The sequence below is a fragment of the Aeromonas sp. S9(2024) genome (genome assembly GCF_041403185.1).
In the GTDB taxonomy this organism is placed as follows: Bacteria; Pseudomonadota; Gammaproteobacteria; order Enterobacterales; family Aeromonadaceae; genus Aeromonas; species Aeromonas enteropelogenes.
In genome coordinates this window covers 1-15590 of the sequence record NZ_JBGLRE010000004.1, presented here as the reverse complement: position 1 = coordinate 15590, position 15590 = coordinate 1, and the positions used below count along the sequence as shown (strand labels likewise).

General features: G+C 61.8%; 13 protein-coding genes and 1 pseudogene. 11 read left to right on the top strand and 3 right to left on the bottom strand.

From position 1 onward, the window contains the following. The first annotated feature begins 59 nt into the window (after window positions 1-59). The 9 genes from ACB028_RS08455 (at window position 60) to ACB028_RS08415 (ending at window position 11651) form a co-directional block, all read left to right on the top strand. Window positions 60-1208, top strand: coding sequence for an isovaleryl-CoA dehydrogenase (locus ACB028_RS08455; protein WP_371144018.1), 1149 nt, complete (start codon window positions 60-62; stop codon window positions 1206-1208). Between the two features lie 55 nt (window positions 1209-1263). Next, window positions 1264-2865, top strand: a complete 1602-nt coding sequence (locus tag ACB028_RS08450; RefSeq protein WP_371144017.1) for a carboxyl transferase domain-containing protein — start codon at window positions 1264-1266, stop codon at window positions 2863-2865. A gap of 10 nt (window positions 2866-2875) precedes the next feature. Beyond that, complete coding sequence (locus ACB028_RS08445) at window positions 2876-3715, top strand: enoyl-CoA hydratase-related protein (RefSeq protein WP_371144016.1); 840 nt, start codon at window positions 2876-2878, stop codon at window positions 3713-3715. Further along, the gene (locus tag ACB028_RS08440) at window positions 3712-5682 is read left to right on the top strand and encodes a biotin carboxylase N-terminal domain-containing protein (RefSeq protein ID WP_371144015.1); all 1971 of its coding nucleotides are present in this window, start codon (window positions 3712-3714) and stop codon (window positions 5680-5682) included. Before ACB028_RS08445 ends, ACB028_RS08440 begins: the two co-directional genes overlap by 4 nt. Beyond that, the gene (locus tag ACB028_RS08435; RefSeq protein ID WP_371144014.1) at window positions 5679-6620 is read left to right on the top strand and encodes a hydroxymethylglutaryl-CoA lyase; all 942 of its coding nucleotides are present in this window, start codon (window positions 5679-5681) and stop codon (window positions 6618-6620) included. The genes ACB028_RS08440 and ACB028_RS08435 overlap by 4 nt, the downstream gene beginning before the upstream one ends. 30 nt (window positions 6621-6650) lie before the next feature. Further along, window positions 6651-7061, top strand: a complete 411-nt coding sequence (locus ACB028_RS08430; protein WP_042029143.1) for a MerR family DNA-binding transcriptional regulator — start codon at window positions 6651-6653, stop codon at window positions 7059-7061. Between the two features lie 37 nt (window positions 7062-7098). Then, window positions 7099-7860, top strand: coding sequence for an ABC transporter substrate-binding protein (locus ACB028_RS08425; protein WP_042069547.1), 762 nt, complete (start codon window positions 7099-7101; stop codon window positions 7858-7860). 48 nt (window positions 7861-7908) lie between these two features. Beyond that, window positions 7909-10827, top strand: coding sequence for a DUF748 domain-containing protein (locus ACB028_RS08420; RefSeq protein WP_371144013.1), 2919 nt, complete (start codon window positions 7909-7911; stop codon window positions 10825-10827). A gap of 227 nt (window positions 10828-11054) precedes the next feature. Continuing rightward, on the top strand, window positions 11055-11651 hold the full coding sequence (locus tag ACB028_RS08415) for a GPR1/FUN34/YaaH family transporter (RefSeq protein WP_026457598.1): 597 nt from the start codon (window positions 11055-11057) through the stop codon (window positions 11649-11651). 75 nt (window positions 11652-11726) lie between these two features. Here the strand turns inward: ACB028_RS08415 and ACB028_RS08410 are convergent, their stop codons facing one another. Continuing rightward, window positions 11727-12524, bottom strand: coding sequence for a zinc-dependent peptidase (locus tag ACB028_RS08410; RefSeq protein ID WP_371144164.1), 798 nt, complete (start codon window positions 12522-12524; stop codon window positions 11727-11729). A 29-nt stretch (window positions 12525-12553) separates the two neighbouring features. After that, a complete protein-coding gene (locus ACB028_RS08405) occupies window positions 12554-12991 on the bottom strand; it encodes a GNAT family N-acetyltransferase (protein ID WP_371144012.1) in 438 nt (145 codons plus the stop codon). Window positions 12992-13314: 323 nt separating this feature from the next. Here ACB028_RS08405 and ACB028_RS08400 point away from each other — a divergent pair, with 323 nt between their 5' ends. Next, a complete protein-coding gene (locus tag ACB028_RS08400) occupies window positions 13315-14814 on the top strand; it encodes a sodium:alanine symporter family protein (RefSeq protein WP_042069553.1) in 1500 nt (499 codons plus the stop codon). A gap of 412 nt (window positions 14815-15226) precedes the next feature. After that, on the top strand, window positions 15227-15460 hold the full coding sequence (locus ACB028_RS08395; protein WP_371144011.1) for a hypothetical protein: 234 nt from the start codon (window positions 15227-15229) through the stop codon (window positions 15458-15460). Here the strand turns inward: ACB028_RS08395 and ACB028_RS08390 are convergent. Beyond that, window positions 15453-15590, bottom strand: a pseudogene (locus ACB028_RS08390) (IS3 family transposase); the annotation flags it as partial. The gene ACB028_RS08395 and the pseudogene ACB028_RS08390 sit on opposite strands and share 8 nt — an antisense overlap.

The following is a 15590-nucleotide window of genomic DNA, read 5'->3' as shown; positions in this document are numbered from 1 at the left end:
GCTGCCACTCCCGGGGAGCCACACCAGCAGACCAGTTTACCCACCGAAGGAGAGCAAGGATGCATGCAGTGATGGATGAGACCCTCTGCGCCCTGACCGAGCAGGTCGCGGCCTTCTGCCAGAAAGTGATCGCGCCGCGGGCCGGCGAGATCGATCAGAGCAACGCCTTTCCGCGCGATCTCTGGCCCCTGATGGGGGAGCTGGGGCTGCACGGCATCACGGTGGCAGAGGAGTATGACGGGGTGAACCTCGGCTATCTCGCCCATGTGCTGGTAATGGAGCAGGTGAGCCGCGCCAGCGCCTCGGTCGGCCTCTCCTACGGCGCTCACTCCAACCTCTGCATCAACCAGATCCACCGCCACGGCACCCCTGATCAGAAGGCGCGCTACCTGCCTGATCTGATCAGCGGCAAGCATGTGGGGGCGCTGGCCATGAGCGAGCCGGGAGCCGGCTCCGACGTGGTCAGCATGCGCCTCACGGCCGAGCGCGATGGCAATCACTTCGTACTCAATGGCAACAAGATGTGGATCACCAACGGTCCGGATGCCGACACCTTCGTCATCTATGCCAAAACGGATGCCAGCGCCGGGCCCAAGGGCATCTCCGCCTTTATCGTCGAGGCGGGCACAAAGGGCTTCACCACCGCCCAGAAGCTCGACAAGCTCGGCATGCGCGGCTCCAGCACCTGTGAGCTGGTGTTCGACAACTGCCGCATTCCGCAAGAGAGCCTGCTCGGCCCATTGCACGGCGGCGTCAAGGTGCTGATGAGCGGCCTGGATTACGAGCGGGTGGTGCTGGCGGCCGGCCCCCTTGGCATCATGCAGGCCTGCATGGACGTGGTGCTGCCCTATGTGCGCGAGCGCAAGCAGTTTGGCCAAGCCATCGGCGAGTTCCAGCTGGTGCAGGGAAAATTGGCCGACATGTATACCCGTCTGGCCAGCAGCCGGGCCCTGGTCTACTCGGTGGCAAGCGCCTGCGACGCCGGTCGCACCAGTCGCAAGGATTGCGCCGCCGCCATCCTGTTTGCCGCCGAAAACGCCACCCAGATGGCGCTCGATGCCATCCAGCTGCTGGGGGGCAACGGCTACATCAACGAATACCCCACCGGCCGCCTGCTGCGGGACGCCAAGCTCTATGAAATTGGCGCCGGTACCTCGGAAATTCGCCGCTGGCTCATTGGCCGCGAGCTGATGGGAGACAACGCATGAACCGCCTCGCTCCAGCCACAGCCATCGGCAGTCACTTGCAACAGGGAGCAGACGCATGAGCAGACTTCACTCCCGCCTCGATACCGCAAGCCCGGAATATGCGACCAATCGAGCCGCCATGCAGGCGCTGGTCGACGACCTCAATGCCCGCCTGGACGAAATAGCCCAGGGCGGCGGTGCCACCAACAATGCTCGTCATCAGGCCCGCGGCAAGCTGCTGCCCCGCGAGCGCATCAATCAATTGCTGGACCCGGGCTCCCCCTTTCTCGAGCTCTCGGCGCTGGCCGCATGGCAGGTCTATGACGAGCCGGTGCCCGCCGCCGGCATCATCACCGGTATCGGGCTCATTTCGGGCAGACTCTGCATGCTGGTGGTGAACGATGCCACCGTGAAGGGTGGCACCTACTACCCGCTCACGGTGAAAAAGCACCTGAGGGCCCAGGCGATCGCCGAGCGGCTGCACCTCCCCTGCCTCTATCTGGTGGATTCCGGCGGCGCCTTTCTGCCGATGCAGGATGAGGTGTTTCCCGACCGGGACCATTTTGGTCGCATCTTCTACAACCAGGCCCGCATGTCCGCCCAGAACATCCCCCAGCTGGCGGTAGTGATGGGGCTCTGCACCGCAGGCGGCGCCTATGTGCCCGCCATGGCGGACGAGTCCATCATGGTCAAGGAACAGGCCACCATCTTTCTGGCGGGCCCGCCGCTGGTCAAGGCGGCGACCGGCGAGGAGATCAGCGCAGAAGCCCTCGGCGGCGCCGAGGTGCACTGCGCCCACTCAGGCGTCGCCGATCACCTGGCCCGCGATGATGCCCATGCCTTGGCCATCGCCCGCACCCTGGTGACCCACCTGGGCAATGAGCCGGTAAAGACCAACCCCGGCTACGAGCCCCCCTGCTACCCCATCGAGGAGCTTTACGGCCTGGTGGGCACCAGTCTCAAGCGCCCCTATGACGCGCGGGAGCTGATCGCCCGACTGGTGGATGGCTCGGACTTTGACGAATTCAAGGCGCTGTTCGGCACCACCCTAGTCACAGGTTTTGCCCGGATCTGCGGCATGCCGGTGGGGATCCTCGCCAACAACGGGGTGCTGCACAGCGACAGCGCCCAGAAGGGAGCCCACTTCATCCAGCTCTGCAACCGGCGCGCCATCCCGCTGCTCTTCCTGCAGAACATCACCGGGTTTATGGTGGGGAGCACAGCGGAAAAAGAGGGGATCGCCAAACATGGCGCCAAGCTGGTCACCGCTGTGGCCTGCAGTCGGGTGCCCAAGATCACTCTGATCGTCGGTGGCAGCTTTGGCGCCGGCAACTATGGCATGTGTGGTCGCGCCTATGAGCCAGACTTTCTCTTTAGCTGGCCCAACAGTCGCATTTCGGTGATGGGGGGCGAGCAGGCCGCCGGGGTGCTGGTGCAGGTGCGCCGGGACAAGCTGGCCGCGGAAGGAAAAATGTTGAGCGAGCAGGAGGCTGCCGCCATCCGCGCCCCGGTGATCGACCAGTATGAACGACAGGGCCACCCCTATTACGCCAGCGCCCGCCTGTGGGATGACGGCGTCATCGACCCCGCCCAGAGCCGCACCGTGCTGGCGCTGGCACTGGCTGCCTGCCAGGGGGCTGGGACGGGCTCGGAACAGTACGGCATCTTCCGGATGTAAGGAGTTCGACATGTCCGACCCAATCTGCAATGACCCCCTGGCCGGTTTTCGCCTGGAGCGGCACGGCCCGCTGATCGAGCTGATCCTGGCGCGTCCGGCCCGCCACAACGCCTTTGATGACGATCTCATGCTGGGTCTGCTCGACTGCCTCGACGATCTGGCCCATCGTCACGGTCAGCCCCTCGCCGATCGGCCCCACGCCCTGATCCTGCGGGCGGAGGGCAAACATTTTTGCGCCGGCGCCGATCTCAACTGGATGCGCAATCTGGCCCACGCCGATTTCGAGCACAACCGGGAGGATGCCCGGGTGCTGGCGCGGCTGATGCAAACCCTGGACGAGCTCCCCTTCCCCACCATCGCCTTGGTGCAGGGCGCCGCCTACGGCGGGGCGCTCGGCCTTATCTGCGCCTGCGATCTGGTGCTGGCGAGCGACGATGCCCGCTTTTGCCTCTCCGAGGTAAGCCTGGGGCTGGTGCCTGCGGTGATCAGTCCCTACGTGGTACGCGCCATGGGGATGCGCCAAGCCCGCGCCTACATGCTGAGTGCCGAACCGTTCGATGCCATCACCGCCTGCCGGCTCAATGTGGTACACCGGCTCAGCAAACCGGAACAACTGTTGCACGACGGGCGGGCTCTGGCCCTGCGACTGTGTCGCAACGGCCCGGAGGCGATGAAGGAGACCAAGCGACTGCTGGCCGCCATCGAACACCACGCGCCCGCGCTTCATGAAGAGAGAACCGTCGAGACCATCGCCCGGGTGCGGGTCGGTCTCGAAGCCCAGGAGGGGATGCAAGCCTTCTTCGACAAACGCCCCCCCGCCTGGCGTCCCCGTTTCAAGGATGAAACATGACTCATATCAGCCCCATCAAACGACTGCTCATCGCCAATCGCGGTGAAATCGCAGTGCGCATCATCAAGACCGCCCGCCGACTCGGCATCCATACCATCGCCCTCTACTCGGATGCGGACGCCTGCGCCATGCATGTGCGCGAAGCCGACGAAGCCTGGCATCTGGGGCCCGCCCCCGCGCGCGAAAGCTACCTCGACACCGCCAAGGTGCTGCGCATCGCCAAAGAGGCCAACGCTGATGCCATTCATCCGGGCTACGGTTTTTTGTCGGAGAATAGCGACTTTGCCCACGCCTGCGAGCAGCACAACCTGCGCTTTATCGGGCCAAGCGGCGCCGCCATCCTCGCCATGGGGGACAAATCCGGCGCCAAGGCGCTGATGCAGGCGGCGGGAGTGCCCGTGTTGCCGGGCTACCACGGCGCGGACCAGTCACCCGAGGTGTTGCGCGAGCAGGCGCGACTGACCGGCTTTCCGCTCCTTATCAAGGCGGCCAGCGGCGGCGGCGGTAAAGGGATGCGCCGGGTCGAGCAGATAGAGACCTTCGACGAGTCGCTGGCGGCGGTGAAAAGGGAAGCATTGGCCGCCTTCGGCGATGATACCGTGCTCCTTGAGCGCTATCTGGCCAGGGCCCGTCATGTGGAGGTGCAGGTGTTTGCCGACAGCCTTGGCAATGCCATCTATCTGGGGGACAGGGACTGCTCCTTGCAGCGCCGCCACCAGAAAGTCATTGAAGAGGCTCCCGCCCCCGATATCTCCCCTTCCCTGCGCCGCGCCATGGGCGAAGCGGCCGTGGCTGCCGCCCGGGCCATCGATTACCGGGGCGCCGGCACCATCGAGTTTCTGCTGTGCGGGGAGGAGTTCTTCTTTATGGAGATGAACACCCGATTGCAGGTAGAGCATCCGGTGACCGAGTGCATCACCGGCCAGGATCTGGTGGCCTGGCAACTGGCTGTCGCCGAGGGAAAAGCGCTGCCGCTCACCCAGGAGGAGGTGCGCTTGCAAGGCCACGCGGTGGAGGCGCGCCTCTACGCCGAGGATGTGGCTGCCGGTTTTTTGCCCGCCAGCGGCCCCATCGAGTGGCTCAACTGGCCGAACGGGGTACGCATCGACACCGGCGTTGCCGCCGGCGATGCGGTGAGTCCCTATTACGACCCCATGATCGCCAAGCTGATCGCCCACGGCCAGAGCCGCGCCGAGGCTTTTGCCAGCCTGGCCGACGCCCTGGCGGCGCTGGAGCTGGGCCCTCTGGTGCACAATGGCTCTCTGCTGCTGCGCCTGTGTGAAGAGCCCGATGTGCTGGCGATGCGCCACCACACCCAGTGGCCCATTCCGACCGAGTCACGGGTCATTCCAGAGCTCGTCTGGCCGCTCGCCACGCTCTGGCTCGCCAGTCGCCCCATCGGTCCCTCTCCCTGGCAACAGGCCGTCGGCTTTCGTCTGGGACAGACCAAAAGCTTTACGGCGGCGGTGCGAATTGGCGAGGAAGCCAAGGTCGTGACCCTGCATGAGCGTGCGGGCACCTTGTTCTGGCAAGAGGAACCACACGCCTATGAGCTGGGCACCGATAATATCCGTCTTCAGCAGGCGGGGAGCTGGCAACGCTACCCCATCCACTCGCTGGCCGGGGGCGATTATGTGCTGCAGCTGGCCGGTCAACGCATTCGCTTCTCGGCCGATGATCAACGCCATCAGCACCACCATGATCAGGGTGCGGATGCCGCCAGGGGCGCGATTGCCCCCATGCACGGCATCGTGGTGGCGCTACAGGTCGAGGCAGGCCAGCACGTCAATAAGGGGCAGCCCCTGCTGGTGCTGGAGGCGATGAAGATGGAGCATGTCTTGCGAGCAGATAGGGACGGGATGATCGAGGCCCTGCAGTGCAGGCAGGGGGAGCAGGTGAGCCAGGGAGCCATGCTGGTGCGATTTGCCGGGGATCAGTCAACAGACAGTCAGGAGTGCAGTCGATGACGAGGGAACATGACGTGAGGGACGACAGGGTCAGTCTGGTGGAGATGGGGCCGCGGGACGGTCTGCAGAATGAAGCCAATACCCTGTCCCTGGTGCAGCGCCTGGAACTTATCCAGCGGCTGGCCGATAGCGGCCTGCAACGGATCGAGGTGGGGGCCTTCGTCTCCCCGAAGAAGGTACCCCAGATGGCGGATTCCGCCGCCCTGTTTGCGGCGCTGCCCCGCAAGGGCTCGACCCGCTATGGCGCCCTGGTGCCCAACCTGCAGGGATTGCAGGCGGCCCTTGCCGCCCGCGCCGACGAGATTGGCCTCTTCACTGCCTGCTCGGATGGATTTACCCGAGCCAATATCGGCATCAGCGTCGAGGAGTCGCTGGTGCGCTTCGCGCCCCTGGTGCAGGAGGCGCGCCAACTTGGCATCAAGGTGCGCGGTTATCTCTCCACCGTGATCGCCTGCCCGTTCGACGGCCCCACTCGACCAAAGCGAGTCGCGGCCATGGCCGAACGCCTGCTGGATCTCGGCTGTCACGAGATATCCCTGGGCGACACCATAGGAGTCGGCACCCCGGGCACGGTTGCCCCCATGCTGGATGCGGTACTGCACGAGATCCCGGCTGGCCGGCTCGCGGTCCATTTTCACGACACCTATGGTCAGGGGCTGGCCAACCTGCTGCCAGCGCTGGAGCGCGGCATCCGCACCATCGACTGCTCGGTCGCCGGGCTCGGCGGTTGCCCCTATGCACCGGGGGCCTCCGGAAATGTCGCCTCGGAGGAGGTGATCTACCTGCTGCACGGCCTTGGCATGAGTACCGGGGTGGATCTCGACAAGCTGGCCGCCACCGGTCAGTGGGTGAGCGAGCGGCTCGGTCGCCCCAACGGCTCCCGGGTCGGTCAGGCCCTCCATGCCAATGCCGAGCGGTTGCGAGCACGGCTTTGCTAGCCATCCCCTCACTAACTGGAGTCCATCACCATGGCCAATGCCCTGCCCGGCAAGGAGATCACCTACAGCATCTCCGAGCTGGCCCACGAATTTGACATTACGCCGCGCACCATTCGCTACTACGAAGATGAAGGGCTGCTCACCCCGACCCGGGAGGGACAAGCCCGCATCTACCGCCACAAGGACAAGATCCGCCTGAAGCTGACCCTGCGTGGAAAGCGGCTGGGCTTTACGCTGGCGGAGATCCGCGAGCTGTTCGACATGTATGACACCGACCGCTCGAGCAAAAACCAGCTCCACTCCATGATCCAGCTGATCGATTCCAGGCGCCAGGTACTGCGCCAGCAGCTCGAAGATATCCAGATGGTGATGGCCGAGCTGGACGCGGCCGAGCAGCGCTGCGTTAATTCCCTTAACGGCTTGAAAACCAGCGCAGATTAACCGAATCTGGGATCATTTCCCCCTTTCGGGACATCCCATGACACGCTGGTGCTGGTTACTGCTGTTGCTCTGCTCTACGGCGTGGGGCCATCCCCTGATCCGGGTCGGTGGCTACCCCTACGCGCCCTTCGTGGTCAAGGAGGGAGAAAACCGCTACAGCGGACTGACGCTGGATCTCATCGCACTGCTCAACAAGGCCCAGCAGGAAGTGCATTTCGTCTTCGTCCCCACCTCCGCCGTCCACCGCAGCCGGGCCATGGCCCTTGGTCGCTACTCCCTCATCCTGTTTGAAGAGATCCGCTGGGGTTGGGATGCCGGCGCAGTGCGCATGACCCGGCCACTGCTCCTGGGCGGCGAGAAGTATGTCGCCCTGAGGGAACCCAACCGGGATCAATCCTTTTTCAAGGATATCGCCAGGCGCCAGCTGATCGGCGTCAGCGGTTATCACTACGGCATCGCCGATTGGAATGCCTCGCCGGAAGAGCTCAAACGCCGCTTCAACATCACCCTGGTCAAGGACAACATCAGCGCCCTGCAAGGGCTCTTCAAGGGGCGCGGTGAGGTGGTCATTCTCAATTTCTCCTACCTGAACCAGTTCCGTATCCAGTACCCGGAGCAGGCGGCGCAGCTTTTCTATTCCGACAAATGGGATCAGCACTACCTGCTCAGGGCCCTGCTGAGCCCCACTGCGAGCATCACTACGGATCAACTGGAAACCTGGCTGAACAAACTCGAGAAAAATGGACAATTGACCCGACTCTGGACAAAGTACGGCGTGCAGCATCAAGTGGCACCATGATTGTGCCCCGACAATTTGTTATCCTGTGCGCATCAATTGGAGACCCCCATGCCCAAGCCCCTGCGCCCCCGCCTTCTACGCTACGCCCTCTATCTGTGCGCCGCCCTGTTCATCGCCCTTGGCATCCTGCTTTGGCAGGCGCCGACCCTCACCCAGCGTTACTTGCCTGGCTGGCTGGCCACCCACTACGGCCTGAACCTCACCCTGGGGGAGATTGACGTCACCCTGCGCTCCCCGTCACTCACCATAGGCCCCTCGGCCCTGCTCGATGACAAGCAGCACTCCATCGTCGCCTTCGAGCGATTGCAGGTCATACCGGCCTTAGGCGAAAGCTGGCGCCAGCGCGCCATCATCCTGAGCGATGTCACCCTCACCAAGCCAACCGTCACCTTGGTGCGCCTTGCCGACAACAAGGAGGGAGTCCGCTTCAACCTGACCGACGCTCTCGCCCGGGTCCTGAGCCCCAGCGAAACGGTCGCTGACAGCGGCGACACCCCGCTCGTCCTGCAAATAAATAAGTTGACGGCGCACGAGGGAGATGTCGTTTACCAGGACAGCCGCAAGTCCAGCGCGCCTGGCTGGGTGCCCACCCTTGCACTTGGTGGCATTGACTTGCAGTTGCCAGGCTTCACGACAGCAACGGGGGGCGCCAACCACTTTCAGCTGAGCGCTACCCTCAACAAACAGAGCCCGCTCAAGGCGAGCGGCCAGTTCGATCTCTTGACCGGGGCCGGCAAGGGGAACGTCAGCCTCGGCAAGCTGGTACTGGCCCCCTTCGCCCCGCTCTGGGCTCCCTATCTCAAGGTCAATCTGTCCAAAGGAAGCGCCAGCGCCGAATTTGATTACCGCCTCGACCAGAGCAAACAGGGGCTGGGCTGGCAGCTGAGCAAGGGCAAGCTGCAACTGGACAACTGGCAGTTGCAACACCCGAAAGGGGCCGAATTTGCCCGCTTCAAGCGGCTGGCCCTGAGCGGGATCGCGCTTGATGGCACCAAGCAGTCGTTCAAGGCCGAGCGGCTTGCCTTGAGCGCCCCGTCCCTCACCGCCAATCTCAATGCCAAACAGGAGCTGGATCTGGCCGCGCTGCTGATCCCGCAGCCTGCCGCCAAACCGGCAGGCAAAAAGGCAAGCAAGCAGGCCGAAGGCAGCAAGTCCTGGCAGTGGACGCTCAAACAGAGCAAGCTCACCCAAGGCAATCTCAAGCTGACCGAATCAAGCAGCGGCAAGCCCTTGCAGCGGGAGCTCGCAAACCTTGATCTCACTCTCGGCCCGCTGGGCAGCGAGCGAGCTCAGCGCAGCCCCCTCACCCTGCAGGCAACCCTCAATAGCCAGGGCACCAAAAACCCGAGCTCACTGGGATTTGACGGCGCCCTGGCCCTTGCCCCCTTCAGCCTCGACGGGGAGCTCAAACAACAAGGACTATCCCTCAAATGGGCCCAGCCTTATCTGCAGGATCTGCTGCGCATCAGCGTACGTGACGGCCTGCTCGCCAGTCGCACCAAGCTTGCCCTGGCCACCGATGCCAAGGGAGATCTCAGCAAGCTTGAGGTGAGCGGCGGGCTCGACATCGAGAGGCTCAACGTGCTGGATCGGGCCGACAACCAGCGTCTGCTGCAGATTGAGCGCCTGCAACTGAGCGGCCTGCACTATGACGGCATCCGCCAGCAGGTGAATATTGAGGATATCCTGCTGCGCAAGCCCTTCGCTCGCATCGAGATCAACGAGGATCGCGTCACCAACCTCCAGCAACTGCTGCTGCCACAACCGGCCGGCGACAAGCCCGCCAGCGGCCCGGCCCCCCGCGTCACTATAGGCCAGATCCGCACCGAGCAAGGCAACCTGCGCTTTGCCGATCGCAGCCTGAGCTCGGATTTCGTGGCAGATATTGCCTCCCTCAACGGCCAGAGCCGCCATATCAGCAATATCCCGGGCCAACGCTCGGAGCTCTCTTTTAACGGCAAGGTGGATCGCTACGCACCTGTCACCATTCGCGGGGGCACCAACCTGCTCATCGAGCACCCGGTGCTGGATGTGGCCGTCACCTTCACCAATCTGGAACTCACCACCTTCAGCCCCTACTCCACCACCTATGCCGGTTACGCCATCGACAAGGGTCAGCTCTCCATGAAGCTCAACTACAAGTTGCAGGGCAGCAAGCTGGAGGGTGACAACGACATCACCATCAAGAAGCTGCAACTGGGTGAAAAGGTGAAAAGCGAGCAGGCCAAGGATCTGCCGCTGGGGCTGGCCGTCGCCCTGCTGAGCGACGCCAACGGCGTCATTCAGATGAACCTGAAAGTCAAAGGGGATCTGGATCAGCCCGACTTCAGCCTCGGCAACATCTTCTGGAACGTGCTCGGCAACACCCTGAGCAAGGCCATTACCTCCCCCTTCTCCCTGCTGGCTTCCCTGGCGGGGGGCACGAAAGATCTGGACGAGCTTCCCTTCCTGCCCGGCAGCCCCGAGCTGACTCCCACCCAGCAGGCGAAGCTGGCCAAACTGGCCCAGGCCCTCAAGGAGCGTCCCAAGCTCAGCCTGAACATTCGTGGCAGGGTCAATTTCAATGAAGAGCGTCCCATATTGCAGCGCCAGAAGCTGGAGCGGGTGCTGGCCAAGATCACCGGCAACCCGGTCGACCTCAATCTGCTGGAGCAAGACCCCGCCATGCAGGCCGCGCTGGCCGATGCCTACGAGGCGCGCTTTGACGAAGACCTGGGGGAGCTGGCCGATCGCCTCCATATGGACGAAGAGAGTGCCCCCCTGCGGGCCCAGGCGGTGATCCTGCTGCGGGATCAGCAACTGATCACCGCCAAATCCCTGCGCAATCTGGCCATGCGCCGCGCCCAGAATACCAAGGAGTTTCTGGTCGATAACCAGGGCATAGCACCGGAGCGGTTGTTCGTGCTCGACAGCCAGGTCAAGGAGGAGGACAAGGAGGCCAAGGTGGTGCTGACCCTGGATGAGTAAGCCGGGCATGCAAGAGACCAGTGCGTAAGAAAAATACAGCCAATCAACTATTTTGACACCTTTTGCTCACAAAACGGGCTAGCTTGGTGAGCAATTGTGCCGACATGCAAAAAAACACGTAATTTTTTTACTGTTTATCTTCTTTTCCCCCTTGCGATGGGCTGCCAGCCTGCCTAAAATCGCGCGTCTTTTGTTAACCCCCACCTCTATTTTTTGGAGAACGCTACGTGAGCGAAAAATTGGCCAACCCTGCCCCCCTGGGTCTGATGGGTTTCGGTATGACCACCATTCTGCTGAACATCCATAACGCAGGTTTCTTCCCCATCAGCGCCATGATCCTGGCCATGGGCCTGTGCTATGGCGGTCTGGCCCAGATCATTGCCGGCATCATGGAGTACAAGCGTGGCAACACCTTCGGTGTCACCGCCTTCATCTCCTACGGCACCTTCTGGTGGAGCCTGGTGTTCCTGATGGTGATGCCGACCATGGGTCTGGCCGAAGCCACTCCGCACGCCTACATGGGCTGGTACCTGCTGATGTGGGGTGTGTTCACCCTGTTCATGCTGATCGGCACCGTCAACTACCCGCGCGTGAAGCAGTTCGTGTTCGCCTCCCTGACCGTGCTGTTCTTCCTGCTGGCCGCCCGTGACTTCACCGGTAGCGAGCTGATCGGCACCATCGCCGGTTTCGAAGGCATCATCTGCGGCGCCAGCGCCATCTACCTGGCCATGGCCACCGTACTGAACGAACAGTATGGCCGCACCATCCTGCCCATCGGCGATCACAAGAAAGCCGCTGCCGTGCAGCTCAAAGCCGCCGCCTGATTGCACGCAGCTTGAATTGAAAAAGGCACCTTCGGGTGCCTTTTTGCTATCTGTACGTCGTCGCATTTGCCTGGCTCAGACGGGCGATTCCCCTTCGTGGCTTCCCGCCAACAGGCGCGTTGCCGGAAAACGCGCCGCGGGATCCTGACCAAAGAGCTGTTCCAGCTGTTGATAGACGGCCGGATAGACGCTGCGCAAGCGCAGCGGATCGGTAAAGAAGCTTTCGCAGCAGACGGCGAAAAATTCGGCAGGATGCTCGGCGGCATAGAGATCGATGGCCGCCTCTTCTCCCGCGTCCAGCTGCCTGTTCAATGCATCAAACGCCCCCTGAAAGGCCTGCTGCCACTGCTGATGACTCATCTTGCCCGGCAACGGCGGCGCCCCGTCGGCCTCCCCACCCAGCATGTCGATTTTGTGGGCCAGCTCGTGAATAACGAGGTTGAAGCCATCCCAGTCCCCATCCTGCTGCAGCTCGCTCCAGGCCAGTACCAGCGGCCCCTGGGGCCAGGACTCGCCAGCGTTCTCTTCTTCCACCTCACTCACCAGGCCAAACTCGTCCTGCACCTCCTGGCGGCGGGTGACCGGTTCCGGGATCAGGATGATTTCGTGAAAGCCGCGATACCAGTCAAGGCCCAGATGCAGGATGGGCAGCACCGCCTGCAGCGCCAGCACCGCCTGCTGGCGCGCCGTGAGTTCGACCCCGAGCTGGGTCAGGGTCTTGCGCTTGAGCAACTGGCGCCCCAGCCGGATGAGCCTCGCCTGCTCCTCATCACGCAACCCTTGCAAGATGGGGACGGCTGCCAGCGCCTGCTCCCAGATCTCCGCCTCTTCATGGTGTTGCGTCCCTGCTGGGCGATGCAACCATTTGAACAATCCCAGCACGCTTGCTCCTTCTCTTTGCGTTACAACTGCTTGACGAACCGCTTGGGTCGTTCCTGATAATTCTGCGCCAGATAGAAACGGTGGGCCCCCTCCCGTTTCAGACTGCTGGATAGCTCCAGCTGGCTGCATCCCGCCACCCGGGCCTGGGCCTCGGCGTACGCCAGCAAGCCGGCCCCAACCCCCTCTCCCCTTGCCCTCTCTTCGACAACCAGCGCCGAGATCAGGCCCCATGCTGGTGCAACATGCAGGGGTTGCAGCCGGTGCCACACCAACACACCGACCACACTGTCTGCCAGGATGGCCAACAGGACAGAAGTGGCCGAGTCCGGATGCAGCAGACGCACCACCAGCTGATCACCGTCGGCAGGATACCCCAATTGCACGAACAAGGGGGCAAGGGTTGCGCCATCAGCGGGCTGCGCCGAGCGAAATTGCAGGTTTTCAATATGATTTGTCATGGTTGGCCTTATGTTTGCTTATGTCTGGCTCTCACTACACATATCAACAAGGAGAGCGTCATCTTTACTCACATAAATCACTGCCTGCCATCATCCGGCCACTGGTGTCAATTCACAAATTTGCAACAAGACAGATTTTTTTGCTGGGCAGAAATGCGACAAATAGATATGTTACATCCCACGCAGACCGTGGTTTTTCCACCGTCTGACAGAGTGTCACTCTATCCCGTTTGCTAACTAGCTTGTTAACAAACTGGACATAATAACGACAGGGAGCGAGGCAGAGACCTCGCCAAGACAGCGCAACAAAGGAGTTGTTGTACATGAATGAAATCGTCAATGCCATCAATGGCGTAATCTGGAGCCCTGCGCTCATCTATCTGTGCCTCGGGGTCGGCCTCTACTTCTCCCTGCGCAGCCGTTTTTTGCAAGTGCGTCACATCAAAGGCATGATCCGCCTGATGTTCCAAGGCAAGGGCAACGAAGCGGGCGTCTCCTCCTTCCAGGCGCTCTCCATGACCCTGGCAGGCCGGGTCGGTACCGGTAACATCGCCGGTGTCGCCACCGCCATCACTTTCGGTGGTCCGGGTGCCCTGTTCTGGATGTGGATGGTGGCCTTCCTCGGCGCCAGCTCCGCCTTCGTGGAGTCCACCCTGGGTCAGGTCTACAAAGAGAAGCTCAACGGCGAGTATCGCGGTGGCCCGGCCTTCTACATCGATAAAGGGCTTGGCATGAGCTGGTTCGCCTGGATCTTTGCCATCGCCACCATCTTCGCCTGCGGTGTCCTGCTGCCGGGTGTACAGGCCAACTCCATCGGCTCCAGCCTGCAGACCGCCTTCGCCATCGATCCGAACGTGACGGCTGCCGCGCTGGCGTTGCTGCTCGGTTTCATCATCTTCGGCGGCGTGAAGCGGATCGCCAACTTTGCCAGTACCGTGGTGCCCTTCATGGCGCTCGGCTACATCATCGTTGCCTGCGTCATCATCGCCCTCAACATCGGCCAACTGCCCTCCATCATCCTGCTGATCTGGAAGAGCGCCTTCGGTCTGGACGCCGGCTTCGGCGCCATCCTGGGTCTGGCCATCATGTGGGGGGTAAAACGTGGTGTCTACTCCAACGAAGCCGCCCAGGGAACAGGCCCGCACGCCTCCTCCGCTGCCGCAGTGAGCCACCCGGCCAAGCAGGGTCTGGTGCAGGCGTTCTCCGTCTACATCGACACCCTGTTCGTCTGCTCCGCCACCGGTTTCATGCTGCTCATCACCGGCCTGTACAACGTACAGGGTCCGGAAGGTGCCGCCCTCTACACCGGTATCGCCGGCGTGGCCGCAGGCCCGGGTTACGTGCAGACCGCCATGGAGAGCATGATGCCGGGCTTTGGCAACTACTTTGTCGCCATCGCACTGTTCTTCTTCGCCTTTACCACCATCGTCGCCTACTACTACATCGCCGAGACCAACATTGCGTTCGTCAATCGCAAGATTAACCGTCCCTGGCTCACCTTCCTGTTGAAGATCGGCCTGATGGCGGCGACCGTCTACGGCACCGTCAAGACGGCGGATCTCGCCTGGGGTCTGGGTGATATCGGTGTGGGTCTGATGGCCTGGCTCAACATCATCGCCATCCTGCTGCTGCAAAAAACCGCCTTCATCTGCCTGAAGGACTATGAAGCCCAGCTGGCACAAGGGATCGACCCGGTATTCCACCCCGAAAAACTGGGGATCAAGAATGCCGACTACTGGATCGACAACCGCGCCGAAGTCAACCTGATGCGCGAGAATACCGGCCACCCGTTCGAAGCGGATGTGGATACCGTCGCCAAGTAAACGCAGACATGACACAACAAAATGGCAGCCCAGGCTGCCATTTTTATTTCTTTTAATTCAATGATTTACATTAAACCCAAGGAGTTGAGTGCCACACAAGGGGACACTTTGGGACGTGAAAAGACACCAAAATTGGCAAAATGTGGACACTTTTTTCGGCCCATTCTCGAGGAGGATCAAGCTGGTTTAAGATGGTGTTCCAGCGGGTTAAAGCGGACCGCATCATTCAGATAATCCGGTGCAAAGTGGGCATAGGTCATCGTCTGATGAATGTTGTAGCGAGTTGCCGTTAAGCGGCGGCAGCCGCGCCCCTTGAAGTTCTGACAATAACTGTACGCAAGGATCTCATACGGCAGAAAAAGGATCCGCATTAGCTCGTGATCTGCCCCGTTTGGGACTTGAATCTGACTCGATGACCATCAAGCTACTTGAGCAGGGCAGCATTTTTAATAATGGAGGCCAATTGGTTCGGCTCGTGGGGGACCGCCTGATGGTGTCCTGGCCAGAACCCGAAGACGCTGCGGGGATAGAAAGCGCTGAGTTCACCGAAACTGAGCACCAGCGTAAGGAGCGGCTGAAGCTGCAGGTGCGCTGCGCCGTGCTGACGGGGAGTGATCTTGAGTTTATTTTTGTAGTGGTCAACTAAATCCGGACACATAGTTAAGCCGCTTTTCGGCTTCTGCTGGCGCTATCCCGTCATTGTGTTGATGTGGGCGCCGCCAGTTGTAGTAATCCATCAGGTAGTAACTGATATCCCGCTTCGCTTCCCGCAGGCT

What these genes read in the sequence shown, in the direction of transcription:
- ACB028_RS08395 (WP_371144011.1), top strand. Translation starts at nt 15,227, where the DNA reads ATGACCATCAAGCTACTTGAGCAGGGCAGCATTTTTAATAATGGAGGC.
- ACB028_RS08430 (WP_042029143.1), top strand. Translation starts at nt 6,651, where the DNA reads ATGGCCAATGCCCTGCCCGGCAAGGAGATCACCTACAGCATCTCCGAG.
- ACB028_RS08420 (WP_371144013.1), top strand. Translation starts at nt 7,909, where the DNA reads ATGCCCAAGCCCCTGCGCCCCCGCCTTCTACGCTACGCCCTCTATCTG.
- ACB028_RS08400 (WP_042069553.1), top strand. Translation starts at nt 13,315, where the DNA reads ATGAATGAAATCGTCAATGCCATCAATGGCGTAATCTGGAGCCCTGCG.
- ACB028_RS08440 (WP_371144015.1), top strand. Translation starts at nt 3,712, where the DNA reads ATGACTCATATCAGCCCCATCAAACGACTGCTCATCGCCAATCGCGGT.
- ACB028_RS08405 (WP_371144012.1), bottom strand. Translation starts at nt 12,991, where the DNA reads ATGACAAATCATATTGAAAACCTGCAATTTCGCTCGGCGCAGCCCGCT.
- ACB028_RS08455 (WP_371144018.1), top strand. Translation starts at nt 60, where the DNA reads ATGCATGCAGTGATGGATGAGACCCTCTGCGCCCTGACCGAGCAGGTC.
- ACB028_RS08450 (WP_371144017.1), top strand. Translation starts at nt 1,264, where the DNA reads ATGAGCAGACTTCACTCCCGCCTCGATACCGCAAGCCCGGAATATGCG.
- ACB028_RS08425 (WP_042069547.1), top strand. Translation starts at nt 7,099, where the DNA reads ATGACACGCTGGTGCTGGTTACTGCTGTTGCTCTGCTCTACGGCGTGG.
- ACB028_RS08435 (WP_371144014.1), top strand. Translation starts at nt 5,679, where the DNA reads ATGACGAGGGAACATGACGTGAGGGACGACAGGGTCAGTCTGGTGGAG.
- ACB028_RS08445 (WP_371144016.1), top strand. Translation starts at nt 2,876, where the DNA reads ATGTCCGACCCAATCTGCAATGACCCCCTGGCCGGTTTTCGCCTGGAG.